We start from the raw sequence: 26,550 nt of genomic DNA, 5'->3' as shown, positions 1-26,550 counted from the left end.
CTCTTTCCGTTTACAGTGTGTGTTCCAACGTCAGGGCATGTGCCCCACGCAGATCATTCAGTGCCAACCGCTTACGCAGCTTCCGCCTTCTCTTCGATGGTGGAAAGGATGCTTGCGATGTTGCTTGCAGGTGCGCCAATTGCACCGGCGATGTTCGAAGCAGGCGCGCCGATGCAGCCCACGATCGAAGCAATAAGCTCTTCACGCGACGGCATTTTCGACACGGCTGTGACACCAGCCCGGTCCAGAGCGTTCTCGCCCATTGCACCGCCAAGGATCTCGAACTTCTGGTTCTCCTTGGCGAAGTCCTCGGCCACCTTGGCTGCTGCCACGGGGTCCTCGGAATAGGTCAGAACAGTCATACCCGTCAGCAGGTCAGCAATGCTCGCACATGGCTTACCGTCGAGGGCGATTTTGGCGAGCCTGTTCTTGGCAACACGCACGGAGCCGCCCGCGTCACGAGCACGTGCGCGAAGGTCCTGCATCTCGGCAACTGTCAGACCGGCGTAGTGAGCAACCACTACGACGCCAGAGCTTTCGAAGATTTGGCCGAGTTCCTCGACCACTTTCTCTTTCTGGGCTCTATCCACAGTTCTCTCCAAGTTAGGGGCGATGCTTCACCCCGGCTCATATTTGCCGAGGGCTGCGCCCCGGCGTTCAGGTCCGTTGTTACGGGATTGGCCAAAATGCGCCCGAGGGTCAGGACCCTCGAAATTCTTTGGTCTTACCCGTCTCAGGCAGGGAATTAAGGGGCCGGAAGGACCCACCCACCGTCTTGGACGAAACGAAATAAAGCGCACGACGAATCGCACGCTTTATTCCGCAGCCCTCTTTAGGGCAGATGGCCGGGGTTTCCAAGGGGTAAATTGACCGAACCCCAAGCCGGTAGACAATGACCGCAAACCCGAACAGGATCAACGGATGATCAAGTTGAAATCCATTTCCAAGCCGCAATTCCTGTTTCGTCAGATTTCTCGCCAATTATGGGTTCGTACCAGCCTGATCGCCGCTCTCGCCGTGGTCAGCGCGGGGATTGGCACCTACCTCGGCGGCTTCGTCCCCGACTTTCTCGCACAACGGCTGAGCACCGAGGCCGTGGCAAAGATCCTCGGCATTCTGGCGTCGTCCATGCTGGCGGTGACGACCTTTTCTCTGTCGATCATGGTCGCGGCACAGCGATGGGCGTCGAACCAGTCCTCTCCGCGCGCCCAGCAGGTGATCGAAGAAGACAGTGTCTCGCAAAACGTGCTGGCCACGTTTCTCGGCGCATTTATCTTCGCGCTCGTATCGTTGATCCTTGTCGAAACCGGGGTCTATACCCAGCAGTCCATCGCCGTTGCGCTTGCGTTCACCTTGGTGGTGATCTTTTTGGTGACACTGGCGCTCTTGCTCTGGATCGACCAATTGCCCAGCTATGGCAGCATCTCCGAAACGGCACGCAAGATAGAAAAAAACGCCAGGGACACCATGACCCGAGCCATGGAACTGCCGTGCCTCGGCGCCATTCCATATCAAGCCGCCGCGGATGTTCCGCGAACCGGGCACGACGTGCGGGCCAGTTCGACTGGGAACGTGCGCCACGTGGATGTCGGCATGCTGCATTCCTGCGCCGAAGAGAACGACTGCGAGATCTGGATCATGGCGCTGCCGGGGCAGTTCGTGACCGAAGGCCAACCCCTGGCCAGAGCGACCCGGAAAATGGATGGTGAAACCATCCGGGAAGCCTTCGTGATCGGGACCGAGCGCAGCTTCAATCAAGACCCCCGCTTTGGCATTCAAACCCTGTCGGAAATCGCACAGCGCGCGCTCTCGCCGGGTATCAACGACCCGATGACGGCAATTCAGATGGTCGAGAGGTTGCTGCGGGTTCTCCTGCCACTTGGCTCGCGGCCCACCCAACCCGCCGACCCGCAGTTCCCGAGAATCCATGCCCCGGAGATCGCGTTCGACACATTCCTTCGTGACGCTTATGCGGCCATTTCCCGGGATGCCGGTGACAAGGTCGAAGTCCACGAGGCCATTCTCAGGGCGCTGACCCGACTGACGCAGACTCAAGACGGAGCAATGACAACCGCGGCTCGGGCGGCTGCGAACCAGGCATTGACCGTTGCCGAGCGCGACCTCAGGCTGGAGTCCGACAAGGCACGCGTGCGCGAAATACCCAATCAGGTCACAGTCGAACCTGCTATCTGAGAGCAAAAGAAAACCCCGGGCAGCATGACCGCCCGGGGTTCGAATTTCCGAAAGAACGTTTCGGCTTATTCGCCCGAAGCTTGCGCCACATCCACGGTCACGCCGGGGCCCATGGTCGAGCTCAGCGCGATTTTCTTCATATAGGTGCCCTTGGCGCCCGACGGCTTCGCCTTGGCAACGGCCGAGATGAAGGCGCGGACGTTTTCCGCCAGCTTGGCTTCGTCGAACGACGCCTTGCCGACGCCTGCGTGTACGACACCACCTTTTTCCGCCTTGAACTGGACTTCACCACCCTTGGCTGCTTCCACGGCCGCTTTCACGTCCATGGTCACGGTGCCGACCTTGGGGTTCGGCATCAGGTTGCGGGGGCCCAGAACCTTACCCAGACGACCGACGATCGGCATCATGTCCGGGGTTGCGATGCAACGATCAAAGTCGATGTTGCCGGCCTGGATGCTTTCCATCAGGTCCTCGGCGCCGACGATGTCCGCACCAGCTTCTTTCGCCTCATCAGCCTTGGGGCCGCGCGCGAAGACAGCAACGCGCATGTCCTTGCCGGTGCCGTTCGGCAGACCGACGACGCCGCGCACCATCTGGTCTGCGTGACGGGTGTCAACGCCCAGGTTCATGGCGATTTCGATGGTTTCGTCAAACTTCGACGTTGCGTTGGCCTTGACCAGTGCAACTGCCTCTTCGACCGACAGGTTTTCCTTGCCGGCGACGGCTTCGCGCGCTGCGCGGGTACGTTTACCGAGTTTTGCCATCTTACTTCACCTCGATGCCCATGGAACGGGCCGAGCCCAGGATGATCTTCATTGCGCCTTCGACGTCGTTGGCGTTCAGATCCTTCATTTTGGCTTCGGCGATCTCGCGCACCTGCTTGGTGGTCACGGTTGCCACGGTCTCACGGCCGGGGTTCTCCGCGCCACGGGGGCGGTTACGCTTGCCGACCGGCTTCAGACCGGCCGCCTTCTTCAGGTAGTAAGACGCGGGCGGCGTCTTGATGTCCATGGTGAAGGACTTGTCCTGATAGTAGGTGATCACGGTCGGGCACGGAGCGCCGGGCTCCATGTCTGCGGTTTTGGCGTTGAACGCCTTGCAGAATTCCATGATGTTGATGCCGCGCTGACCCAGCGCCGGGCCAACTGGCGGCGACGGGTTCGCCTGACCTGCAGGAACCTGCAGCTTCATCGTACCAGCAAGCTTCTTGGCCATTTGGTTTTCCTTTCAACGTGAATGGGACGCGTCCCATCCGGTTTTATGTTGCGTGGTCCGATCCGGAATCGCGATCCCTGCGATCTCCCACGAGAGAATCTCGCCCGAAGACGATAGGGGCGGCGTTTACAGGGGAACGAATGGGTTGGCAAGAGCATGCCACTGAAAACCGGATGGCTGGCGAAGCCACCTTCCCAAGGCGTTCGTCGGCATGCAGGCTCCGCCCCCGCTATCGATCGGCAGACGCCTCCGGCTGAACGGCGCGCTGGTAGAGATGCCAAGTAGTATGCCCAAGGATCGGCAACGTAAAGACAAGCCCCAGAAACGCCGGCACCAGCGACAACAGCATAGTGACCGAGATGATGGCCGCCCAGCCAAGCATGACCACAGGGCTTTCGGCGACAACGCGGAGCGATGTAAGCATGGCCGTTACGAAATCGGTGTCGCGATCCAGCAGCAAGGGCATGGCAACAACAGTCACCGAAAACAGAACGGCGGACAGAAACGCGCCGACGCAGGTGCCAACTGCCAGGAAAGCCCAGCCTTGGGGGGTAAAGAACACGGTGTTCAGGAAACCGTCGAAATCCGAAAACGAGGCATTCTGCAGGATGATCGCCAACCAAAGCCGAACCTGGTAGATCCATACCCAGAAAACGAACAGCGTAACGAAGGCCATCCAGCCCATTTCCCGCTTACGCTGATTGGCCATGACCGTCAGTATTTCCGACCAGCCAAAATCCTCTCCGGCCTGAAGTCGACGCGACATCTCATAGAGGCCTGCAGCGGCGAAAGGGGCGACCAGCGGAAATCCCACGACGGCAGGAATGATCATCCAAATCTTTCCAAGCCAGACCAGGCTCCAGACCAGCAGAAACCCGAAGACGGCATAGAACAGTCCGAAAAATCCGCTCATGATGGGACGCGCCAGAAAGTCGGAGAACCCGGCCTTCAGCGAGTCGGTGATGTCGGCGGCGGTGACCGTGTTGACCATAGGCATCGTCCGCTGAGGCGGGGTCAGCTTGTCGGGTGGCGTGGGGCCTGCAGCCTTGGATGTCATGACAGAGTCCTCCCAAAGCATCACTGCGCGCAAATCCTCTGGCCCATGAGCCCGGCTGCGCAACGGTCATACCTGTACCAAGCATAAGTGTGCATCAGGCAAGGAGTTAGGGCAAGCGGCCAAGGCTGTGGCGAAACCTTACCGGCAAGCACCAGAAACAGTTGCGCCGCCTGTTACGGCGGCGCGTTCGATTCCTGCACGATCAGTTCCTGCAGGAATGATCAGCTCTGCTTGGTGACCTGCGTAAAGTCCAACTCGACCGGAGTTTCGCGCCCGAAGATCGAGACGGTAACCTTCAGCTTCTGGTTCTCGTCGTCCACGCCCTCGACCATACCGTCGAAATCCTCGAACGGGCCGTCGTTGACTTTGACCTTCTCGCCAACCTCGAAGCTGATCATCAGCTTGGGTGCTTCCTCACCTTCCTGAACACGGTTGAGGATCTGGTTCACCTCGGCGTCGCGCATCGGCATTGGGCGGCCCTGCGGACCCAGGAAACCGGTGACCCGGTTGATCGAGTTGATCAGGTGATAGCCTTGATCCGACATTTCCATGTGCACCAGTACGTAGCCGGGCATGAAACGGCGTTCAGTCGTGACCTTCTTGCCCCGGCGCACCTCGATCACCTCTTCGGTGGGAACCAGAACCTCGTCGATCTCGTCCTCAAGGCCGTGCTCGGCCACCGACGTGCGGATCTGCTCTGCGATCTTCTTTTCGAAATTCGAAAGAACGCTGACCGAGTACCACCGTTTCGCCATGAACCTGTCGTCCTTGTTTGCCTTTGGCGCGCCGCGTCGGGCGGACGCACCTGAATTGAAATTTTGTCGCGGTCCGGCCGCGTGTTCCGGAATAAAAAGCGGCGCGCAGTCCGAATCGCCGCACGCCCATCCCGAAAGGTCCCGCGTCAACTACTCTGACATTGCCTGCTGTGCAAGGGGGCAGTGCCGGTCGGGCGCCCGAAGCGGGCGCGTCTCGGCGCGACCCGACGGGACCCGGCAGTCGGCTTTAGCTGAACATACCCAGGATCAGTTGCAGACCGCCGCGAATGCCCAAATCCACCAGAGCAAAGAACACGGCAGTCAGAGCCGCCATGATGAACACCATGACCGTGGTCAGCAGAACCTCGCGCCGCGTCGGCCAGACGACCTTTGCAACTTCGGCACGGACTTGCTGAATGAACTGGATCGGGTTTGTGGTGGCCATTAGGCTTGGTCTCTCTGCTAGCGGATGGGCCGGACATAGCCGGGCATTGCGGCAATTTCAAGGGCCGTCGACATCACGATTGCACCCGGTCAGGACTTGGGGCGATCATCCCACTCGTTGCTCAGAATCCGTCGGGCATCGCCTTCGGGGTCGTCATATTGGTTGCTGCGGACCGTGTAGATGAACGCCACCAGCCCAACACCGCCCAACAGCAGCGAAATCGGTATCAGATAGGCCAGAACTTCCATTCGGATCACCTCAGGCGCAGAGCGTTCAGGGATACGGTAATCGACGATGTGGACATCGCCAAGGCCGCGATCAAGGGCGTCGCAAGGCCGGCAACGGCCAAAGGCACCGCGATGACATTGTAGATCGTCGCAATCTGAAAATTCTCGCGGATGCGCTTCGTCGCCCGGACAGCAGTATGGCAGGCATCGGCGATCGGCGACAGGTCATTGCCCAGCAGGACGATGTCCGAAGCCACGCGGGCCGCATCCAGTGCCGATGCCGGAGAGATCGACGCATGGGCCGCCGCCAGCGCGGCTGTGTCGTTCAACCCGTCACCGACCATCAAAACCCGGCGGCCTTGGTCTGCCAGCTTCTGAATGTGTCGCGCCTTGTCCTGCGGCAGCGCCCGCGCGATCCAAGTCTCGATCCCCAGCTTCTCGGCCAGAGCTTTCACGGCGTTGGTCGTGTCCCCGGACATGAGGATGACGTCCTTGCCCGCATCGCGCAAAGCCGCGACCGCATCGGAAGCGCCGGGGCGCAATGAGTCTGCAAAGCGGAATTCGACCGGGCGATCGTCCCCGACCGCCAACCAGGCCGCGGTGTGATCACCTTCCGTCGCGCCCACCCATTCGGCTCGGCCCAGCCGCACGAGTTGCCCCTGAAACTGGCCCTCGGTCCCGTGACCGGGAATTTCGGTGACGTTTTCAACCTCGGCCGGGGTATACCCCTCGGCCCGAGCGGCCCGGGTCAGGGCGACCGCCAGCGGATGCGCCGAAGCCTGTGCCAAGGCCAGAGCGATCTCGATCTCACGGCATGTGTGTTCGCCACCGTTGACCAGTTGGGGCGCGCCTGATGTGAGCGTTCCGGTCTTGTCGAACACCACGGTGTCGACCTCGGCCAACCGCTCTAACGCCGTGGCGTCCTTGATCAGCATCCCCTTGCGGAACAGCCGCCCTGAGGCTGCGGTGGTGACCGCAGGAACCGCCAACCCCAAAGCACAGGGGCAGGTGATGATCAGCACCGCGGCGGCGATGTTCAGCGCTGTGCGCAGATCGCCAGAATAGATGTACCAGCCAACGAAACTGAGTGCGGACAGGATATGAACCCCGGGGGCATAAAGCTTGGCCGCCTTGTCCGCCAAGGACGTATAGCGCGACCGCCCGGATTCCGCGATGGCCACAAGATCGGCCATGCGGTGCAGCGAAGTCTCTTCGCCCACCGCCGTTGCCTGAATGGTCAGCGGCCCGGTCAGGTTGACCTCACCCGCGCTGACCTGTGTTCCCGGCTGGGCGAATACCGGCAGGGTTTCACCGGTCAGCAAAGACCGGTCCAACTCGGATTCACCGGTCGCGATCTTGCCGTCCACCGGCATCCGCCCCCCTGGTCGCACCAGGATCAGGTCACCGACGGCCAGTTCGGCAACAGCGACCTCGCGCTCGGCCCCGTCAACAAAACGGATGGCGCGCGGCACCTCGAGGGCTGTCAGCTCTTCCGCGGCCGAGCGGGCCGCGGCACGGGTGCGGTAATCCAGATAGCGCCCCGCCAGCAGAAAGAACGTCAGCGTCAAAGCCGCATCGAAATAGGCGTGCTCACCGCTCAGCGCCGTTTCCCAAAGCGAAGTGACCAAGGCCAGCAGGATTGCCAGAACGATCGGCACGTCCATGTTCAGGCGGCGAACACGCAGCGCGCTCCACGCGTTGGCAAAAAACGGTTGGGCCGAGAACGCAATGGCCGGGAGGGCGATGGCCGCCGAAATCCAGTGAAACATGTCGCGCGTCGCGTCGGTGGCGCCGGACCAGACGGACACTGACAGCAGCATCACGTTCATGGATGCAAAGCCGGCGACCGCGAGCCGCATCAGAAGGTCCCGCCCTGCCTTGTCCGATTGCGTGGCTGACAGGGCACCCGGATCCAGCTCATGCGCCTCGTACCCGGCCCGATCGAGGACCGGGATCAGATCCGTTGCCCGAACCTCGGGCCCCGCCTTGATCAGAGCGCGCTTGAGCGTCAGGTTGACCCGCGCGTCCTGTACGCCGGGGTGCGCGTTCAACGCACGTTCGACATTGGCAATACAGGCCGAGCAATGAATGCCCGGCAGTGACAGCGCGATCTGAACGTCGACCGGAACCGGCCTGGCCGGTTCCGCCGGAGCCGCGATGCAGCCCGGACAGGCTGCGGTCCCGGATGTCACCTGCGACGACATCAGCCTAACCCTTGATGTACAACGGAATGCGCCGACTGAATTCCGCGCCGTCCGCATCGCGCGCGACGATACGGACATTCCAGTTGCCTTTTCCAAGTGTCGCCGGGGTGGAATACGCCACACCGTCAAAGGTGAAGTCCGGCGAAAAATCCTCGCGCATATGAGTTGCGCGGCCGACCACGGCCTGCAGTTCGGCCACCCGCACAGGCACGCCTTGCGCATCCGTGATGCGAAGGATCAGCAGGCCGCCCTTGGTTTCCACGTCTGCATCCCAGCCCAGAGACTGCTGCTCCTGCAGCTTTTCATTGAACTCCTGACTGGCAACGTAGGAGTTCTTGACCTCGAGCCCGGGAAATGTCGCGACTGCTTTGTAGGCCAGCACCAGATTGACGGCGATGATGACCCCGAAGGCCCCGACAAAAACCGCAAGAGCGTGCTTTCCGGTGAATTTGCGCTCGGCCATGGTTCAGTTCCCCCGCCCGTTGAACGTGGTGTCCTTGTAGGCGCGCTCGCCGCTTTGCAGGTCTTCGACCCAGATCCGGACCGGTGTCGTTTCCGCCGTTGCGGGCGCTGTATCTTTCGCAGCCACGATGTAGACCCGGGTCAACTGTGCCGTGTCCGCAGTTACGTTTACCGTATCCAGTTCCGTTCCTTCAATCTGAACCTGCAGGCTTGGGTCACCGACCAGAGACAGTTTGAACAGGCGGTCTTCGCCATGTTTGTTCCGCAACCGCACGTCGTAGGTGTTGCGGATCGAACCGTCGGACATGGTCACGAATGTCGGATTGCGCACCGGCGCAACCGTCAGATCGATATCCGACCGGATGAACAACGCAAACAGCAGGCCAAAACCCACCAGCGACCAAAGCGCGGTATACATGATCGTCCGAGGCCGCAAGATGTGCTTCCACACGTTCTTGGGAGGCTGGCCCGCGCGTTCACGCGTTTCGTCGCTGAGCGCCATATAGTCGATCAGACCGCGCGGCTTGCCGATCTTGGCCATCATGTCGTCGCAGGCATCGATGCACAGCGCGCAGGTTATGCACTCCAGCTGTTGGCCATCACGGATGTCGATCCCGACCGGGCAGACATTGACGCAGGCCATGCAATCGATGCAGTCGCCCAGTTCAGAGTCGGCCGTCCGTTTGCCCTTGCCGCGCGGCTCGCCCCGCCACTCTCGGTAGCCAACCACCAGAGTGTCCTCGTCCATCATCGCCGCCTGAATTCGCGGCCACGGACAGGCATAGATGCAGATCTGCTCGCGCGCGAACCCGCCGAAGAAAAAGGTCGTGCCGGTCAGAACCAGCATGGTGGTATAGGCGATCGGATGCGCGTTGCCGGTCACAAGGTCCCGCGCCAGGGTCGGCGCATCCGCGAAATAGAACACCCAGGCCCCGCCGGTCGCCAGACCGATCAGGAACCAGACCACCCATTTGGTCAATCGCAGGCGGGCCTTGCGGAAATCCAGCTTCTTCTGACGATGAAGGCGCAGGCGGGCGTTTCGATCGCCTTCGATCCAGCGCTCGACCAGAATGAAAAGGTCGGTCCAAACCGTCTGTGGGCAGGCATAGCCGCACCACACCCGCCCCAAGGCCGACGTAAACAGGAACAGGCCCAAGCCGGCCATGATCAGCAGACCGGCCACAAAGTAGAATTCGTGTGGCCAGATCTCGATCCAGAAGAAGTAAAAGCGGCGGTTCGCAAGATCCAGCAGCACCGCCTGATCCGGAAGGCTGGGGCCCCTATCCCATCGGATCCACGGCGTCACATAGTAGATGCCAAGCGTGACGGCCATTATGATCCATTTGAGGTTCCGAAACTTGCCGGAAACGCGCCGTGGAAAGATCGGTTCCCTTGCGGCGTAAAGGCTGGGGGCTGGGGTGTGATCGCTCACGGCATGGCTCCGGATCTTGCTGTTGGTCGGGCGACTTGTTCCAGATCATACACCGGACAACTTTGACATGGGTCAAAAGCGCATCGCACAGACACCTTTTGTCACACCTGGTTCGCTTGGCGTTTCAACCACCCGACGAATGTCTTCACCGCCTTTCTTTGCGGCGTTTGCGCCGTCACAATGTGGTAGCCTCGGGCGTCCGGTGCGACATGAAGTTCAACTAGTCTTCCGGCCACGATATCACGTTCGACGAAATGTCGCACCGTCACCGTGACCCCCTGCCCCGCGCGCACGCCCTCAAGGACCAGATTGCCCGGCAAACTGGTCCGTCCGGCGCCGGGGTCCATAGCCGCCCCATGTTGTGCCAGCCATGTGCTGGCTTCGGTCGTGCCCACCTCTTCCAGCCACGGCAAACGGGCCAGATCAGCCGGCGACCACTCGGACCTGGACCCTAAGAGACTGGGCGCGGCAACGATGACCATCGGGGTTTTCAACAACATCTCGGATCGGACGCCCGGCCAACCGCCTGCCCCGTATCGAATCGCGACATCCACCCCGCCGGGGCGCAGATCGACCAGTTCCGGTGACGGATCCAAGGTCAGATCGATCCCAGGGTGATCCGACCGGAAAATCGGCAACCGCGGCATCAGCCATGAAGCAGCAAATGAGGAGGTCAGCGAAACGTGCACCGGCCGATCCTCGCCCGCGTTCACCAGGTCCGAGACCGCCGCATGGATGGCGCCAAACCCCAGCTGAACGCTGCGCGCCAGGTGTTCGCCATCCGACGTCAGGACCAGCGTCTTGCCCGACCGGTCCAACAGGGTCACGCCCATATGCGCCTCAAGCGCCCGCAACTGCTGGCTTATGGCGGCATGACTTACATTCAACGCATCGCCGGCCTTGACGATATTTCTGTGCTCGGCAAATGCAGCGAAAGCCCGTAGCGCCGATAGTGGCGGAAGGTTCAGCCAGTCCATATGTAACCTCTGCTTACATCTGAACACGGTAATTGAGTCGCAAATATCCGGTCAAGAGCCGATGCTGGAACCCGAGTTCATCGCATCAGGAGAAAGACCATGCTGAACATCTACGCTGCTTCCTTCATGACCGCCACGCGGTTGAACGCCCCCAAGCTACGCGACGCGCCCAAACCGAATGCGCCAAAAAGGAAAAGATGGCTGCCCGCCGGACACTGGTGGGTCAGCAAGAGCCGCGAGTTGGATCCGCGCAACCTTTAGGATCAGTTTGCGTGCCCGCGCTGGACCGGGGCCATTGTCAGCACTATTTTCGGAAAATGCGGTGCCGGCTGTTCAGGAAACGCGCGAACAGATGGAACAGCCGGCACCTAGGCCTTCGGGCGGCACGCCGCCCGAAGGTGTTCCTGGATCTTATTGACCGCCACCCAACTGGTGGACATAGGCCGACACGGCGCGGATCTGCGCCTCGGTCAAACGCGTATCCCAGGGGGGCATGACGCCAAAGCGGCTGTAGGCCACCGTTTCGGTCAGCGTTTTCTCATCGCCGCCATACAACCAGATCGCATCCGTCAGGTTCGGTGCGCCCTGCGCGATATCGCCCTTGCCGTCTTCGCCGTGACAGGCCGCGCAATTGTCGTCGTAGACAACCTTGCCCGCCTGCGCCGCAGCATCGTCGGTTTGGGCGTTGGTCAGCGACATCACATATTGCACGACCTGGGTGATTTCCTCGGGCTCGAGGATCTCGCCGAATGCCGGCATTTCGGAGTAGCGCGCGTCGTCGCTTTCTTCGTTGCGAATGCCGTAGCTGACCGTGGTGACGATGTCATCCAAGGTGCCGCCCCACAGCCAGGCGTCGTCCAGAAGGTTCGGGAAACCCTTTGCGCCCTGCGCGCCCGATCCGTGGCACTGAGCGCACCAGGTGCGGAACACTGCACCACCGGCGTTGACCGCATATTGCTGCAGCTCGGCATCCTTGGCGATATCATCCAGCGGTGTCTCGACCAGCTTGGCGTTCCACGGAGCGTTGGCCTCTTCAAACGAAACCATCTCCTTCTGAACCAGCTCGCGCGAGGACCAGCCAAGCACACCGGCGGTTGCAGATTGCACCAGCGGCCACGCCGGATACATGATCGTGTAGATCACACCCCAGAAGATGGTCGCGTAGAAGGTCCACAACCACCAACGCGGCATCGGATTGTCGAATTCCTCGATGCCATCCCAGCTGTGACCGGTCGTCTTGGGATCACCCGGCTGTTTTTCAGGTGTCTTGCTCATTTCCGCGCCTCCTCGGATGTGGCGGGTTTGTCTTGATGCCGGAACGGGATGTTTGCGGTGTCCTTGTATTCCTTGCTGGCACCGGGGCGGAACACCCAGATGACGATGCCGACAAAGAAGGCGAACAACAGAAGCAGCATCCAGCTATCCGCGAATTGCCTCAGGATCGTGTATTCTTCCATCACACCCTCCTTTAGCGGCTTGCATCCGGGGTGAAGGTCGAGAAGTCGACCAGCGTTCCCAGCATCTGCAGATATGCAACCAACGCATCGGCTTCGGTCAGTTCCGGCTGACCATCGAAGTTGCGCACGTTGACGTTTTCGCCATAACGCTCCAGCAGCCCGTCATAGTCGCTGTCCGGATCGGCCTGCGCCCGGAAATCGGCAACTGCGTTTTCCAGCATCTCGTCCGTATAAGGCGTGCCCAGAACCGCATTGGTGGCCATGATGTCACCGATATACCGGCCGTCGATCTTGCGGTTTTCCAGGAAGCCGTATTTCGGCATCACGGATTCCGGCACCACCGATTGCGGATCACGCAGATGGTCCACGTGCCATTGATCCGAGTAGCGGCCACCCACACGGGCCAGATCCGGCCCGGTGCGCTTGGACCCCCACTGGAACGGGTGGTCGTACATCGACTCGGCCGCCAGCGAGTAGTGGCCATAGCGTTCGACTTCGTCCCGCATCGGGCGGATCATCTGACTGTGGCAGACATAACAGCCTTCGCGGATGTAGATCTCACGCCCCGCCATCTCGAGAGGGGTGTAAGGGCGCATGCCCTCCACCTTCTCGATTGTGTTCTCAAGGTAGAACAGCGGGGTGATCTGAACGATGCCACCGATAGTCACGACCAGGAAGCTGAAGATCAGCAGGAGGGTCGCGTTGGTCTCGAGGATCTTGTGTTTGTCGAGAATTGCCATTGCTCCGGCCCTCCTTATTCAGCCGGGACCGCGACGGTCAGGCTGGCCTCTTTGGCCGGAGCCCGCCGGACGGTCATCCACAGGTTGTAGCACATGATCAGCGCACCAGCGACGAACAGAACACCGCCCAGCGCACGCACCACATACATCGGGAACTTGGCCGCCACGGTGTCGGCGAACGAGTTCACCAGGAAGCCGTTGGCATCCACTTCGCGCCACATCAGGCCTTCCATGATACCGGTGACCCACATCGACGCGGCGTAGAGCACGATACCGATGGTGGCGAGCCAGAAGTGCCAGCTGACCATCTGCAGCGAGTACAGACGTTCACGTTTCCAAAGAACCGGAACCAGGAAGTACAGGGCACCAAAGGTGATCATGCCGTTCCAGCCCAGCGCGCCGGAATGTACGTGACCAATGGTCCAGTCGGTGTAGTGCGACAGCGAGTTCACCGCGCGGATCGACATCATCGGACCTTCGAAGGTGGACATGCCGTAGAAGCCGACCGAGATCACCATCATGCGGATGACCGGGTCGGTACGCAGCTTGTCCCAAGCGCCCGACAGGGTCATCAGGCCGTTGATCATGCCACCCCACGAAGGCATCCACAGCACGACCGAGAACACCATGCCCAGCGTCGAGGCCCAGTCAGGCAGCGCGGTATAGTGCAGGTGGTGCGGACCAGCCCAGATATACAGGAAGATCAGCGCCCAGAAGTGGATGATCGACAGCTTGTAGCTGAAGACCGGGCGTTCGGCCTGCTTGGGAATGAAGTAGTACATCATGCCCAGGAAGCCCGCGGTCAGGAAGAAGCCCACGGCGTTGTGACCGTACCACCACTGGATCATGGCATCCTGCACACCAGACCAGACGATGACCGATTTCGAACCCCAGATGCTGACCGGAATGGTCATGTTGTTGACCAGGTGCAGCATCGCTACGGTGACAATGAAGGCCAGATAGAACCAGTTCGCCACATAGATGTGGGGCTCTTTCCGCTTGACGATCGTCCCCAGGAACACGGCCAGATAGGCCACCCAGACGATGGTCAGCCACAGGTCCACATACCATTCAGGCTCGGCATATTCCTTGGACTGGGTTCCGCCCAGCACATAGCCGGTCGCGGCAAGAACGATGAACAGCTGATAGCCCCAGAACACGAACCAGGCCAGGTTGCCGCCCCACAGACGCGCGGCGCTTGTGCGCTGCACGACATAGAAGGATGTGGCGATCAGGGCGTTGCCGCCGAACGCGAAAATGACCGCTGATGTGTGCAGCGGGCGCAACCGGCCAAAGTTCAGAAGCCCTTGCGCCCATTCGAAGTTCAGCACCGGAAAGGCCAGCTGGAACGCGATGAAGGTTCCCACCAAGAACCCTACGACACCCCAAAAAGCGGTTGCGATCACGCCATAGCGGATCACGCTATCCATGTACTCACCCGAACGATCGACAAGAATATCCGGCTCATCCGTGTTTCGCAGCGTCCAGATGAACAGGCCACCGGCGATGAGCATCACCAGTATCGCGTGCACCTGATACGCCAAATCCCGCGCATAGTTGGATCCGATCGCTGCGAACAGCACGACCAGACCAAGCGCGATCAGCTTGATGTAATTCGACATATTGCGTCCCTTTGCCATGCTCCGGGCGATTCTTGTGCCGCATAGAGCTTTCGTTGACTGGTTGCTGTATGATCCATGCACAACCAATGCTGCTTTGATCTGCATCAAGACAATAGCCTGAAAACTGTGACAGGCATAAGCAAATGAATGGGTTACCTGGTCGCACAGGTTTCAGAACCCGAAACACGAGGTCGAAATGGCTTATAAATCTCTTCTCGCCGTCATGACGGAAACCAAATTTGCCAAGCCGGCTCTGGCCCAGTTGGTCGCCTTGGCCGAAGCGCAGGACGGCCATGCCGAAGCGCTGTGCCTCGGTGTCGACCGTAGCCAGACCGGCTACTACTACGCGGGCGCAAACGCCCTGATCCTTCAGGAGACCTTGAAGCGTGCAAATGCCGAGGCCGATGAAGTGCTTGCCTTTGCCGAGGATTTCCTGGGCAAGTCAGGCGTACGCTGGTCCGCTGAAAACGGCGTGGCGCAGATCGCCGACTTGGGTCGGCACGTCGCACATCGGGCCCGTTTCTCGGACCTTGTCGTTCTGCCGCAGCCCTATGGCAAAGATCGCGGCGCCGAGGCCGAACCGATCATCGAAGCCGCCATGTTCGAGGGTCACGCCCCGGTTCTGGTGGTCCCGGATGACGCGAAACCATTCGCAAGCCCTCGGACAGTGCTGATCGGCTGGAATGAGAGTGTCGAGGCGATGAATGCCATTCGGCGCGCGCTGCCGTTCCTGCGAGCGGCCGAACTGACCCGGATCGTTGTGATCGATCCGCCGCGTCACGGCCCTGATCGCTCGGACCCGGGCGGTATGCTGTCGCAAATGCTGTCCCGCCATGGCGTGAAATGCGAAATCGACGTGCTGAGCAAGACGATGACACGTGTGTCCGACATTCTGAACCGTCACGCCGCAGACGTCGAAGCCGACATGATCGTGATGGGCGCCTATGGTCACTCGCGGTTCCGCGAGGCCATTCTGGGCGGTGCGACCCGGAACATGTTGGAACAGTCCTCGGTTCCGGTTTTCCTGGCCCACTGAACTGCGGGCACGGCAAAAGGAATATCCGCCCCAGACGGGGCGGTTATTTCGTCAGACCTTTTTGACCAAACCGATCAGGAACAGAAGGATGACGGCTCCGATCGTTGCAAAGAAAATCGACGACACCATACCGCCGCCGACGGAAAACCCGAGTGCGGGAAAAATCGTTCCGGCGAGAAAAGCGCCAACGATCCCGACGATGATGTTCCCGATCACGCCAAAGCCGCGGCCCTTCATGATCCTGCCCGACAACCAGCCCGCGATCGCGCCGATGATCAGCATTGCCAATAGGCTACTGAATTCCATGCCTTGCTCCTGAATATTGTTTCACGCAAAGGCATTAGAACACGGCCGGGCCGTTGGGTCACGCACGAACGTAGTGCATCCCCTGGAACCCGGATCGCAGATCCCGCACCTTGGGCGCGACCGATGCGGGATCATCCGCAGACAGCGCCTCGGCGAACAGGGCCACAAGTTCGCTGGCATGTTCGGGCGTCACGCCCCGCCGGACCAATTCGGGCGTTCCGATCCGCAATCCGTTCATGTCACCCGCAACCGGGGCGATCGGCAAACCGATACCACATGCCAGGAACCCAGCCCGCCGCAGGTGTTTTGACACCGCCTGCCCGCCCCCATAGTCGGCGGCCTTCAGCGCGAATTGGTGCGAGGTGGTGGCTCCACCAGCCCCTTTGAACACTGGCAATCCCTGATCTTCCATCTTGCTGGCCATTGCCTGCGCAAGATCGATCATCGCTTGTCCATAGGCCGGCCCGAAGTCGACCCAGTCCAGCAATGAGATTGCCAGAGCCGCCGATTTCGCGGCATCGAAATTGGCCGTCATTCCGGGAAATGCAATGGCGTCCAGCCGTTCGGCAATTTCGGCGTCGTTGGTGACGATCAGCCCACCCGCCGGGCCGCCCAGGCTTTTGTAGGTGCTCATCGTCATCAGATGCGCGCCTTCATCCAACGGATTCGCCCAAGCCCCGCTGGCGATGATCCCGCATTGGTGGGCCGCATCGAACAGAACCTTGGCCCCGATTTCGTCGGCAATTTCGCGCACGGCCGACACAGGATGCGGAAACAGGTTCAGCGAGCCACCGACGGTGATCAACCGGGGCCGGTGCGTTCTGGCCATGTCGCGCAGAGCGGCCAGATCCAGACTGTACCCGTCCGCATCCACTGGTGAATTGACCGTTTGCAGACCATAAAGCCCTGCGCAGCCACCCTCATGGTGGGTGACATGCCCGCCGATCGCGGCCGGAGGCGCGATGATCGTATCGCCCGGCCGTGTCAGAGCCATGAAGCCATACAGATTAGCCAAGGCGCCGGATGCCACTCGGATTTCGGCGTATCGCGCGTTGAACACGCGGGCCGCAAGCTCGGCCGCGATCACCTCGATCTCCTCGATGGCCTCAAGACCCATCTCGTATTTGTCGCCCGGATAGCCCAAAGATGGACGACTGCCCAGACCCGCGGCCAGTGCTGCCTCGGCCCTCGGATTCATGACATTCGTCGCCGGGTTAAGATTGAAACACTCGGCATCATGAATATCCGAGTTTCGCGCGATCAGCGCATCGATCCGGGCCTCGATCGCCTCCGAGTTGCTGTCGGCAACCTTCCGGGCAATGGTCTGAACAAGGTTTTCGCAGTGGCCCGGAACCCAGGCACGGTGAGCAAGGTGCTGCATCTGATCCTCCGTCTTTGCGGCCAACGATGCAAAGATCCTGACTTGCGCGCAAATCAGTTTTGCGAAAAATTAGGGTTAGAAAAATTGAGCCTAAATCCATGCCCGTTGCTCCACCGCGCCCCAAACCCCTACCTCTGAACGCGCTGCGTGCGTTCGAGGCCGCAGCCCGCCTGGGCGGATTCTCGGCGGCGGCTACGGAACTTGGCGTCAGCGCCGGCGCGGTATCAGCCCATGTCAAAACGTTGGAAGACGAACTGGGTGCGCCCCTTTTCGAGCGCACAGCAAGAGGCGTTGCCCTGACCGCGCTGGGACAGAAGGCGTTGCCGGACCTGACCAAGGCCTTCGACACTTTGGGACAAGCCACATTGTCCATGCGCGCCCAGGCACAGCCGCAAGTGGTGCACATCGTGACGCTGCCCTCGATTGCACAGCTGTGGCTGTCGCCAAGGTTGCCCGAACTTCGAGCCGCAGAGCCCGAGATCGAAGTTTCACTCACGGCCGAGGAAACCCCGCCCAACCTCAAGCGCGCGCCCTTCGACATCTACCTGTTTTTCGGCGGAGACTTGGGGGACCCCATCGCCGAAGACGCCATCTTTCCGGTTTGCGCGCCGGCCTTGGCGCATCGCCTGACTACGCCCGAGGACTTGGCGAATGTGACCTGCCTGTCCGATTCGACCTGGTTCGACGATTGGCAAACATGGGTGGCGGCGGCGCGACCCGGATGGGCGTTCACACCCCGCGGACCGGTCTTCTCTTTGTACGCGCTGGCGGTCGAAGAAGCGCTGAACGGTGCGGGTGTGTTGATGGGACACAAAGCGCTGGTCCAGCCGCATCTGGACAGCGGTCGACTGGTGGCTCCGTTCGAAACGACGGTCACTCTTCCCGACCGGCTCAAGCTGTGGTCGCCACGTGCCGTCCGACCGCAGACACCGGTCGGGCGCGTCGTCGGGTGGCTCAGAAAAACCGCTTAGACCAGAAATCCACCGTCCGAATCATCCCCGGCCTCTTCCATCAGGCGGCCGATATCCGGAACGGTCACGTGGCGCTTGCCCTGCAGCAGGATCACTTCATCCTTTTTCAGCGCAGATATCTGACGGCTGACGGTCTCGAGCGTCAGACCAAGGTAGTCGGCCATCGCCTCGCGGGTCAGCGGCAGGTCAAAGACGATTGGGCCAGATGAACCCTTCTGGCTGGCAGACGCATCCCGGCGCGCGATAATCGACAGCAGGCTGGCGATCTTCTCTCGCGCGGTCTTGCGGCCAAGAACCAGCATCCATTCACGCGCCGCGTCCAACTCGTCCAACGTCATCTGCAGCAAGCGGTGGGCAATATGCGGTGTGCGGCCCATGAGGTCCTCGAACGGTTTCTTGCGGAAACAGCACATGACCACGTCAGTGGTCGCTTGCACGTCATAAGGCGCCGAGTCGCGCCCCGGCCGCCCTACGAAGTCGCTGGGCAGCAGCAGGCCCACCATCTGGGTGCGCCCGTCCTCCATGGTTTGGGTCAGAGACGCGATCCCGGACACGACCGAGCCCACGAAATTCATCTGATCGCCCGACCAGATGATCGTCTGACCGGCCTCGAAGCTGCGGTAATACTTGATCTCTTCCAACGCGACCAACTCGTCCGCATCGCAGCGCGCGCAGACGGCTCGATGCCGAATTGGGCAATCTTCGCAATTGGAGTGGTCAACGAGGGTGTTCAGAGTCATGCGCGCGTCCACTTGATCTCGGTCAAGGTTTTCTGGTCGTCGAGCCTATACCGGTGTCGTCATGATAGTAAAACCTCAATTGGCAAAGCTCGGACTATTTGACGCGAAGGTACCGCGTTATACCAGCTATCCGACCGCCCCCCACTTCAGCAATGACGTGGGGCCCGACATGTTCAGCGACTGGATCTCCGCCATCCGGCCGGGCAGTTCGATCTCGCTCTATGTCCATGTGCCGTTCTGTCGCCGGCTGTGCTGGTTCTGCGCCTGCCGCACCCAGGGCACCCAGACCGACAACCCCGTCATCGCCTATGTCGATGTCCTCAAGGCCGAGTTGGACCTGCTGGCCGCGCGCCTGCCCAGCGGGGTGACCCTGTCGCGCCTGCATTGGGGCGGGGGCACGCCCACGCTGTTGAACCCCGACCTGATGCGCGAACTGGCCGCGCATATTCTGGGGATCGTCCCACTTGGACCCAACGCGGAATTCTCGGTCGAGATCGACCCCAACGAGGTGGACGCCGCCCGTCTGGATGCGCTAGCCGAGGCCGGGATGAACCGCGCCTCGATCGGAGTTCAGGATTTCGACGACGAGATCCAGAAGACCATCGGGCGCATCCAGAGCTATGACACCACCCGCGAAGCGATCGACATGATCCGCGAGCGCGGCGTGCCCAGCCTGAACGCCGACATCCTGTACGGACTGCCGCACCAGACCAAGGCGCGGATGACCGAAAGCGTACAAAAGCTGCTGTCCCTCAACCCCGACCGGGTGGCCCTGTATGGCTACGCGCATGTGCCGTGGATGGCGAAACGCCAGCAGCTGATCCCGTCCGACGCCTTGCCGACGCCGGAACAGCGGCTTGATCTGTTCGACACCGCCCGCCGTCTATTCCTGTGGGACAATTACGAAGAAATCGGCATCGACCATTTCGCCACGAAGGATGACGGGCTGACCCATGCACTGAAAGCCGGGCGGCTCAAGCGGAACTTCCAGGGCTATACCGACGATCAGGCCGAGGTTCTGATCGGTGTCGGCGCCAGCTCGATCTCGCGCTTCCCGCAGGGCTATGCGCAGAACGCCCCAGCCACGTCGGTCCATACCAAAGCGGTGCGCGATGGCCGGTTCTCGACCTCGCGCGGGCATCTGTTCAAGGATCAGGACATTCTGCGCGCCCGCCTGATCGAGGCCCTGATGTGCGACTTCCGCATCGAAACGGCCGAGATCCTGCGCGACCACGACATCTCGGCGGCCGAGCTGAAGGCGATGTACCAGCGCGCCAATGACGCCTTCGACGGGTTGTTGCAAATCACCGATGACGGGCTGTTCATCCCGCCCGAAGCGCGCGCCTTGGCTCGGATGATCGCCCGGACCTTCGACGCTTATGACCTGAGCAAGGCAGGCCACAGTTCGGCGATCTGACGACGGGCGACATGCTGCAAGCCGGCCAGTCGCCACAATGCAAAAAAGCGGGGGGTTGACGCGCGCGGGGGGTTTTCCCCACACTCGGAAGGCGGGCGGCACGCCGCCCGACGCCGAGGCAGGCCATCATTCAGACAGACTCGCCGGCGCATCCGCGTTCGACAGCTCCTTTCGTGCAACCACTCTGCAACTTGACGAAGGGACAGCACCCATGCGCGTTTTTACCGTCCTCGGCCCCAGCCAATCGGGCAAGACAACACTGGTCGAGGCCATCAGTCGCCTTGATGGCCGGCCCACCACATTCGACCTGTCCGGAACCGTGCATCTGCACGGTTTTTCTTATCTGGACGAACCGTGGTGCGCGATCGACGTGGATGGCGGGGGCGATGCGCTGGCCTATGCCGGACCCGCCATGGCCATTTCCGACGCGGCCGTGGTGGTGGTCCCGCCGGACCCGGACGCGGCGGTTCTGTGTGCCCCCTATCTGCGGCTGGTCGAGGAGGCGGGAATTCCCTGCTTTCTGTTCATCAACCGGATGGACAACCCCAACGGCCGCATCCGCGACATCATCGCCGCGCTGCAGACCTATTGCAGCCATCACATCACCCTGCGACAGGTGCCGATCCGTGAAGGCGAAACCATCGTCGGCGCAGTCGACCTGATCTCGGAGCGCGCGTGGAAATATCAGGAAGGTCAGCCCTCGGCGCTGATCGAATTACCGCAATCGGTGGCCGATCGCGAGGCCGAAGCCCGCACCGAACTGCTCGAAACCCTGTCGGATTTCGACGACCACCTGCTTGAGCAGCTGATCGAGGACAAGCAGCCGCCAAGCGCCGAGATCTATGACCTGGCCGCGCAGGTGTTGCAGAACCATCAGTTGATCCCGGCCTGTCTGGGCGCGGCCAGCCATGGCAACGGGCTGACCCGCCTGATGAAGGCCCTGCGGCACGAGGCGCCCGAGTTCGACATCGCCGCCGACCGGGACGCGGCGCCCGAGGCCGCCCGCGCCATCGCCGGGTTCGCCGACGTCAAAAAGCACATTGGCAAAATCATCGTCCTGCGGGGGCTGGGCGACGGGATCAAGGCGCATGACCCGCTGGGCGGCGAAACTGTTGGCAACCTGACCGCGCTGGACGCCAAGACCCAGATCGACGGGCTGAAGGCCGGCGAGATCGGGCTGGCGGTGAAATCCGATCACCTCAACCCCGGCAATATCTATGACAGCAGCGGCTCCACGCCGCTGCCTGATTGGGCCACGGCGCATCCGGTCGCCTATCGGCAGGTGGTGTCGCCGGCCCATGAACGCGACGACGTGCGCCTGTCCAACGCGCTGTCCCGGCTGGTCGAGATCGACCCGGGCCTGACGCTGGAACAGGACGAGCTGAGCGGCCACGCCGTTCTGGGCTCGCAAGGGCCGCAGCACATGCGGCGGGTGGTCGCCAAGCTGGCCGAGGATTTCGGGATCGAGATCGAAACCTCTCCGGTCGAGACCGCGTATCGCGAGACCATCCGCGCCACGGTCGAACACCGACACCGCCACCGCAAGCAATCCGGCGGCGCGGGGCAGTTCGCCGATGTGGTGATCTCGGTCGCGCCGCTGCCGCGCGGATCGGGTTTTCAATTCGACGAGGTGGTCAAGGGCGGCGCCGTGCCCAAGAACTATATCCCCTCGGTCGAACAAGGCGCGGTCGATGCGTTGGCGCAGGGCCCCGAGGGCTTTCCGGTGGTGGATGTGAAGGTCACCTTGCATGACGGCAAGCATCACAACGTAGACAGTTCCGATTTTGCCTTCCGGACAGCCGGCAAGAACGCTGTGCGCGAGGCCTTGCCGCAGGCCAAGCCCGTCGTTTTGCAGCCGATCCTGAACGCCGAGATCCATGTTCCTTCGGCCTTCGTGGGCGATCTGGTGCCCACGATCAGCTCGCTTCAGGGGCAGGTTCTGGGGTTCGAGGGCAACCCGAACGCGCCGGGCTGGGAGATCTTCAACGCCCAGCTGCCCGCCGTGGCCGAGGACGAGCTGCACCGGACGCTGGCCAGCGCCACGCGCGGCACCGGCTGGGTCAAGCTGCAGTTCGACCACTATGAAGAGCTGCGCGGCCCGGTGCCGAAATCGGCGGCGCGCGAAGCGGCCAACGCCTAGCCTGCCGCAGCGATCAGTTCGCGGGTATAGTCATCCTGGGCGTTGACGAAAAGATCTTCGGCAGCGCCCATCTCGACCACGTCTCCGTTGCGCATGACGATCACCTTGTGTGACATCGCCCGCACCACCTTCAGGTCGTGGCTGATGAACAGGTAGGCCAGTCCATATTTCTTCTGCAGGTCGCGCAGCAATTCGACGATCTGCACCTGCACCGTCATGTCCAGCGCACTGGTCGGTTCATCCAGCACCAGCAGCTTGGGCCGCAGCACCATGGCGCGGGCAATCGCGATGCGCTGGCGTTGCCCGCCCGAAAACTCGTGCGGATAGCGGTCCATGGCCGCCGGGTCCAGACCCACCTCGGTCATCACCTCGGCCACCAGTTCGCGCGGGGCCCGGTGCGGGTCGACCTTGTGGATCGCCAGACCCTCGGCAATGATCTGCTGGCAGGTCATCCGCGGGCTGAGGCTGCCGAACGGGTCCTGAAACACGATCTGCATGTCCTTGCGCAAGCGGCGCAGCTCGCGCGTGGACCAGCGGCGCACATCCTGCCCGCGGAAGGTGATCCCGCCCTCGGAGGCGATCAGCCGCATGATCGCCAGCGCCAGCGTGGTCTTGCCCGAGCCGCTTTCGCCCACGATCCCAATGGTTTCGCCCGCCCGCACGCTGAGTGTGGCGTCGTTCACCGCCTTCACATAGCCGACCGTGCGCTTCAGGAACCCGCGCTGGATCGGAAACCAGACCTTCAGATGCTCGGTCCGGGCCACTTCTTCGGCGGCGGGGTCGATCGGGTCGGGTATGCCCGTGGGTTCGGCCGCCAGCAGCTTGCGGGTATAGGGGTGCTGAGGGTTGTCGAAGATCTCGGCCACGGGGCCGGTCTCGACGATCTCGCCATCCTTCATCACGCAGACCCGGTCGGCGATGCGTCGCACGATGCCCAGATCATGGGTGATGAACAGCATCCCCATGTTTTCCGATTTCTGCAGTTCGGCCAGCAGTTCGAGGATCTGCGCCTGAATCGTCACGTCCAGCGCAGTGGTCGGCTCGTCCGCGATCAGGATGTCGGGCTTGTTGGCCAGCGCCATGGCGATCATCACCCGCTGCCGCTGTCCGCCGGACAGCTGATGGGGATAGGCGTCCAGCCGTTCCTCGGGGTCGCGGATACCGACCTTGTTCAACAATTCGACGATCCGGGCGCGCGCCGCGTCGCCCGTCAGACCCTGGTGCAGGGCCAGCGATTCCGCCATCTGCTTCTGGATCGTGTGCAGCGGGTTCAGCGAGGTCATCGGCTCCTGGAAGATGAAGCTGATGTCGTTGCCGCGCACCTCCATCAGGCGCTGCTCGGATGCGCCGATCATCTCTTGACCGTCATAGGTAACCGACCCTTCGACGATCGCGCTGTCGCCCAGCAGCGACACGGTGGACAGCGCGGTGACCGATTTTCCCGACCCGGATTCACCCACCAGCGCCACAGTTTCCCCGCGATCGACATGGAACGACACGCCCCGAACCGCCGTGGTCACCTGCCCGTCCTGACGGAACGAGACCCTGAGGTTTTTCACATCCAGCAAGCTCATGAGAAGGTCTTTCGCGGGTCGAACGCGTCACGCACGCCTTCGAAGATGAAGACCAGCAGCGACAGCATGATGGCAAAGGTGAAAAAGGCGGTGAAGGCCAGCCACGGGGCCTGCAGGTTTTGCTTGGCCTGCAGGGTCAGTTCACCCAGCGAGGGCGCCGAGGACGGCAGGCCGAAGCCCAGAAAATCGAGGCTGGCCAGCCCCCCGATCGTGCCGGTCACGATGAAGGGCATGAACGTCAGCGTGGCCACCATCGCGTTGGGCAGCATGTGGCGGAACATGATGGTCAGGTTGCCCACGCCCAGCGCCTTGGCCGCGCGCACGTACTCCAGATTGCGGGCGCGCAGGAACTCGGCCCGCACCACGCCCACCAGACCTGTCCAAGAGAACAGGATCATGAGGAACACCAGCAGCCAGAAACTTCGCCCCAGCACCGCGAACATGATGATGATGACGTAAAGCGAGGGCGTCGCCGACCAGATCTCGATGATGCGCTGGAAGATCAGGTCCAGCCAGCCGCCGAAAAAGCCCTGCAGCGCGCCGGCAAATACACCGATCAGGCTGGCCGCGCCGGTGACGATCAGGGTGAACAGGATCGACAGGCGGAATCCGTAGATGACGCGCGCCAGAACGTCGCGTTTGGTGTCGTCGGTGCCCAGCAGGTTCTGCCCGTTGGGCGGCAGAGGCGCCGCACCGGGACGGTCGACGCTGGTGTTGTAGGAATAGGGGATCGGCGGCCAGATGGCCCAGCCGCGCTCGAATCCTTTGGCCTGGAACGTCCCCGCCTCGATCTGCTCGATGATGCCTTCGGGGTCGTCGAAACAGTCTTCCAGCCCGCCGCTGTCGATCAGGCAACGGACCTCGGGGTCACGATAGATCGCCTCGGTTTGGAAGTCGCCGCCGAACTCAGTCTCGGCATAGAAGTTGAAGATGGGCGTGTAGAACTCGCCCCGGTACTTCACCAGGATCGGTTTGTCATTGGCGATGAATTCCGCGAACAGCGACAAGCCGAACAGCACCGAAAAGATGATCAGCGACCAAAAGGCCCTGCGGTTGCGGCAGAAATTGCGCCAGCGGCGCTGGTTCAGAGGAGAAAGTGCCATTTACCCCTCGCGTTTCTCGAAATCGATGCGCGGATCGACCAGCACATACATCAGGTCGCTGATGATGCCGACGACCAGACCGAGCAGGCCGAAAATGAACAGCGTCCCGAAGATTACCGGATAATCGCGCGCCACTGCGGCCTCAAAGCCCAGACGACCAAGTCCATCCAGCGAGAAGATCGTCTCGATGATGATCGACCCGCCGAAGAACACGCCGATGAACACCGCTGGGAAGCCGGCGATCACGATCAGCATCGCGTTGCGGAATACGTGGCCGTACAGAACGCGCTGCTCGCTCAGCCCCTTGGCGCGGGCGGTCATGACGTATTGTTTCTTGATCTCGTCCAGAAACGAATTCTTGGTCAGCAGCGTCAGCGTTGCAAAAGCGGAAATCGTCAGCGCGATGGTCGGCAGGGCGATGTGCCAGAAATAGTCGGCCACTTTGCCCAGCAGGCTGAGGTCTTCCCAATTGTCCGAGGTCAGCCCGCGCAGCGGGAAGATCTGCCAGTAGGAGCCGCCCGCAAACAGCACCAGCAGCAGGATCGCGAACAGGAAGCCGGGGATCGCATAGGCCACGATGATCGTCGCGCTGGTCCATGTGTCAAACCGTGAACCATCCTTGACCGCCTTGCGGATGCCCAGCGGGATCGAGACCAGATAGGCGATCAGCGTCGACCACAGGCCCAGCGAGATCGAGACCGGCATCTTTTCCAGCACCAGGTCAATCACCGAGACCGAGCGGAAGTAGCTCTCGCCGAAATCCAGCGTCAGATAGTTGCCCATCATGTTCAGGAACCGCTCGACCGGCGGCTTGTCGAAGCCGAATTCCTTTTCCAGTTCGGCGATGAATTCCGGCGGTAGGCCGCGGGCGCCCACGTATTTGTCATCGAAGACGCCACCGCCGGGTTCGGCCCCGGCCCCCGCGTCACCGGACCCCGCAAAACCCGCAAATACATCGCCCTGCCCTTCGATCTGGGCGATGATCTGCTCGACCGGACCGCCGGGTACGAACTGCACCAGCGTGAAGTTGACGATCATGATGCCCAGAAGGGTCGGAATGACCAGCAGCAGGCGTCGAAGAATATATGCGCCCATG

At 61.6% G+C, this 26,550-nt stretch carries 27 protein-coding genes; 6 read left to right on the top strand and 21 right to left on the bottom strand.

Translation table 11 applies throughout. The annotated features are described in order from the left end of the window. Positions 1-71 precede the first annotated feature (71 nt). Positions 72-590 (bottom strand): 50S ribosomal protein L10, encoded by a 519-nt coding sequence (gene rplJ / locus ACR0EF_RS13080; RefSeq protein ID WP_093964423.1) that lies wholly within the window; start codon positions 588-590, stop codon positions 72-74. Between the two features lie 331 nt (positions 591-921). On the opposite strand from rplJ, the gene ACR0EF_RS13075 reads away from it, so the two are divergent. Next, entirely contained in the window at positions 922-2,193 is a 1,272-nt protein-coding gene (locus tag ACR0EF_RS13075) for a DUF2254 domain-containing protein (protein ID WP_170373006.1), read from the top strand. Between the two features lie 65 nt (positions 2,194-2,258). Here the strand turns inward: ACR0EF_RS13075 and rplA are convergent, their stop codons facing one another. The 10 genes from rplA to ACR0EF_RS13025 all read right to left on the bottom strand — a co-directional run bounded on the left by rplA (position 2,259) and on the right by ACR0EF_RS13025 (position 10,967). Then, on the bottom strand, positions 2,259-2,957 hold the full coding sequence (gene rplA, locus ACR0EF_RS13070; protein WP_093964341.1) for a 50S ribosomal protein L1: 699 nt from the start codon (positions 2,955-2,957) through the stop codon (positions 2,259-2,261). 1 nt (position 2,958) lies between these two features. After that, positions 2,959-3,408 carry a 50S ribosomal protein L11 gene (gene rplK / locus ACR0EF_RS13065; RefSeq protein WP_093964340.1) on the bottom strand — a complete coding sequence of 150 codons (450 nt, stop codon included), beginning with the start codon at positions 3,406-3,408 and terminating at the stop codon, positions 2,959-2,961. 229 nt (positions 3,409-3,637) lie between these two features. Then, positions 3,638-4,465: a DUF2189 domain-containing protein gene (locus tag ACR0EF_RS13060; RefSeq protein ID WP_170373005.1), complete on the bottom strand. Its 828-nt coding sequence runs from the start codon at positions 4,463-4,465 to the stop codon at positions 3,638-3,640. A 221-nt stretch (positions 4,466-4,686) separates the two neighbouring features. Beyond that, complete coding sequence (gene nusG, locus ACR0EF_RS13055; protein WP_093964422.1) at positions 4,687-5,220, bottom strand: transcription termination/antitermination protein NusG; 534 nt, start codon at positions 5,218-5,220, stop codon at positions 4,687-4,689. 247 nt (positions 5,221-5,467) lie between these two features. Continuing rightward, on the bottom strand, positions 5,468-5,665 hold the full coding sequence (gene secE / locus ACR0EF_RS13050) for a preprotein translocase subunit SecE (RefSeq protein ID WP_093964338.1): 198 nt from the start codon (positions 5,663-5,665) through the stop codon (positions 5,468-5,470). A gap of 89 nt (positions 5,666-5,754) precedes the next feature. Next, positions 5,755-5,913 (bottom strand): cbb3-type cytochrome oxidase assembly protein CcoS, encoded by a 159-nt coding sequence (gene ccoS / locus ACR0EF_RS13045; protein WP_093964337.1) that lies wholly within the window; start codon positions 5,911-5,913, stop codon positions 5,755-5,757. Between the two features lie 5 nt (positions 5,914-5,918). Then, positions 5,919-8,096: a heavy metal translocating P-type ATPase gene (locus ACR0EF_RS13040; RefSeq protein ID WP_170369977.1), complete on the bottom strand. Its 2,178-nt coding sequence runs from the start codon at positions 8,094-8,096 to the stop codon at positions 5,919-5,921. A gap of 4 nt (positions 8,097-8,100) precedes the next feature. Beyond that, entirely contained in the window at positions 8,101-8,559 is a 459-nt protein-coding gene (locus tag ACR0EF_RS13035) for a FixH family protein (protein WP_170364356.1), read from the bottom strand. Between the two features lie 3 nt (positions 8,560-8,562). Continuing rightward, on the bottom strand, positions 8,563-9,990 hold the full coding sequence (gene ccoG, locus ACR0EF_RS13030; RefSeq protein WP_170369979.1) for a cytochrome c oxidase accessory protein CcoG: 1,428 nt from the start codon (positions 9,988-9,990) through the stop codon (positions 8,563-8,565). A 101-nt stretch (positions 9,991-10,091) separates the two neighbouring features. After that, positions 10,092-10,967 carry a LysR family transcriptional regulator gene (locus tag ACR0EF_RS13025; RefSeq protein ID WP_170342403.1) on the bottom strand — a complete coding sequence of 292 codons (876 nt, stop codon included), beginning with the start codon at positions 10,965-10,967 and terminating at the stop codon, positions 10,092-10,094. Positions 10,968-11,066: 99 nt separating this feature from the next. On the opposite strand from ACR0EF_RS13025, the gene ACR0EF_RS13020 reads away from it, so the two are divergent. Continuing rightward, on the top strand, positions 11,067-11,228 hold the full coding sequence (locus ACR0EF_RS13020; RefSeq protein WP_170364352.1) for a hypothetical protein: 162 nt from the start codon (positions 11,067-11,069) through the stop codon (positions 11,226-11,228). A gap of 150 nt (positions 11,229-11,378) precedes the next feature. Here ACR0EF_RS13020 and ccoP read toward each other — a convergent pair whose 3' ends face one another. From ccoP to ccoN, 4 genes are read right to left on the bottom strand one after another with little or no spacing between them, the layout of a single operon-like run. Beyond that, complete coding sequence (gene ccoP, locus ACR0EF_RS13015; RefSeq protein WP_170373004.1) at positions 11,379-12,242, bottom strand: cytochrome-c oxidase, cbb3-type subunit III; 864 nt, start codon at positions 12,240-12,242, stop codon at positions 11,379-11,381. Beyond that, positions 12,239-12,424, bottom strand: a complete 186-nt coding sequence (locus tag ACR0EF_RS13010) for a cbb3-type cytochrome c oxidase subunit 3 (RefSeq protein ID WP_093964331.1) — start codon at positions 12,422-12,424, stop codon at positions 12,239-12,241. Before ACR0EF_RS13010 ends, ccoP begins: the two co-directional genes overlap by 4 nt. Before the next feature lie 11 nt (positions 12,425-12,435). After that, positions 12,436-13,164, bottom strand: coding sequence for a cytochrome-c oxidase, cbb3-type subunit II (gene ccoO, locus ACR0EF_RS13005; protein WP_093964330.1), 729 nt, complete (start codon positions 13,162-13,164; stop codon positions 12,436-12,438). A gap of 14 nt (positions 13,165-13,178) precedes the next feature. Continuing rightward, positions 13,179-14,786, bottom strand: coding sequence for a cytochrome-c oxidase, cbb3-type subunit I (gene ccoN, locus ACR0EF_RS13000; RefSeq protein WP_170373003.1), 1,608 nt, complete (start codon positions 14,784-14,786; stop codon positions 13,179-13,181). Between the two features lie 196 nt (positions 14,787-14,982). On the opposite strand from ccoN, the gene ACR0EF_RS12995 reads away from it, so the two are divergent. Beyond that, the gene (locus ACR0EF_RS12995; RefSeq protein ID WP_170373002.1) at positions 14,983-15,822 is read left to right on the top strand and encodes a universal stress protein; all 840 of its coding nucleotides are present in this window, start codon (positions 14,983-14,985) and stop codon (positions 15,820-15,822) included. A 51-nt stretch (positions 15,823-15,873) separates the two neighbouring features. On the opposite strand, the gene ACR0EF_RS12990 is transcribed toward ACR0EF_RS12995, so the two are convergent. Together ACR0EF_RS12990 and ACR0EF_RS12985 are read right to left on the bottom strand one after the other, a co-directional pair. Continuing rightward, complete coding sequence (locus ACR0EF_RS12990) at positions 15,874-16,128, bottom strand: GlsB/YeaQ/YmgE family stress response membrane protein (protein ID WP_093964328.1); 255 nt, start codon at positions 16,126-16,128, stop codon at positions 15,874-15,876. Between the two features lie 58 nt (positions 16,129-16,186). Further along, on the bottom strand, positions 16,187-17,509 hold the full coding sequence (locus tag ACR0EF_RS12985; RefSeq protein ID WP_170342391.1) for a serine hydroxymethyltransferase: 1,323 nt from the start codon (positions 17,507-17,509) through the stop codon (positions 16,187-16,189). Between the two features lie 98 nt (positions 17,510-17,607). Here ACR0EF_RS12985 and ACR0EF_RS12980 point away from each other — a divergent pair, with 98 nt between their 5' ends. After that, positions 17,608-18,480 (top strand): LysR family transcriptional regulator, encoded by an 873-nt coding sequence (locus ACR0EF_RS12980; RefSeq protein ID WP_170342389.1) that lies wholly within the window; start codon positions 17,608-17,610, stop codon positions 18,478-18,480. Here the strand turns inward: ACR0EF_RS12980 and fnrL are convergent. Continuing rightward, complete coding sequence (gene fnrL / locus ACR0EF_RS12975; protein ID WP_170341416.1) at positions 18,477-19,220, bottom strand: transcriptional regulator FnrL; 744 nt, start codon at positions 19,218-19,220, stop codon at positions 18,477-18,479. The two genes, ACR0EF_RS12980 and fnrL, sit on opposite strands and share 4 nt — an antisense overlap. Before the next feature lie 61 nt (positions 19,221-19,281). On the opposite strand from fnrL, the gene hemN reads away from it, so the two are divergent. Together hemN and ACR0EF_RS12965 are read left to right on the top strand one after the other, a co-directional pair. Then, positions 19,282-20,637, top strand: coding sequence for an oxygen-independent coproporphyrinogen III oxidase (hemN, locus tag ACR0EF_RS12970; RefSeq protein ID WP_170373001.1), 1,356 nt, complete (start codon positions 19,282-19,284; stop codon positions 20,635-20,637). 211 nt (positions 20,638-20,848) lie between these two features. Then, positions 20,849-22,777: an elongation factor G gene (locus ACR0EF_RS12965; RefSeq protein WP_170369987.1), complete on the top strand. Its 1,929-nt coding sequence runs from the start codon at positions 20,849-20,851 to the stop codon at positions 22,775-22,777. Here ACR0EF_RS12965 and ACR0EF_RS12960 read toward each other — a convergent pair. Genes ACR0EF_RS12960 through ACR0EF_RS12950 form a run of 3 tightly spaced genes read right to left on the bottom strand, consistent with a single transcriptional unit; the run spans position 22,774 to position 26,549 of the window. Further along, positions 22,774-24,351 (bottom strand): ABC transporter ATP-binding protein, encoded by a 1,578-nt coding sequence (locus tag ACR0EF_RS12960; RefSeq protein WP_170369989.1) that lies wholly within the window; start codon positions 24,349-24,351, stop codon positions 22,774-22,776. The genes ACR0EF_RS12965 and ACR0EF_RS12960 overlap by 4 nt on opposite strands. Further along, positions 24,348-25,454 carry an ABC transporter permease gene (locus ACR0EF_RS12955; RefSeq protein ID WP_170373000.1) on the bottom strand — a complete coding sequence of 369 codons (1,107 nt, stop codon included), beginning with the start codon at positions 25,452-25,454 and terminating at the stop codon, positions 24,348-24,350. The genes ACR0EF_RS12960 and ACR0EF_RS12955 overlap by 4 nt, the downstream gene beginning before the upstream one ends. Beyond that, positions 25,455-26,549, bottom strand: coding sequence for a microcin C ABC transporter permease YejB (locus ACR0EF_RS12950; protein WP_170341405.1), 1,095 nt, complete (start codon positions 26,547-26,549; stop codon positions 25,455-25,457). Position 26,550: the final 1 nt, after the last annotated feature.

It is taken from the genome of Ruegeria sp. CG8, assembly GCF_056537165.1.
The sequence above is the reverse complement of the archived record's forward strand: the minus strand, read 5'-3'. Positions and strand labels throughout refer to the sequence as shown.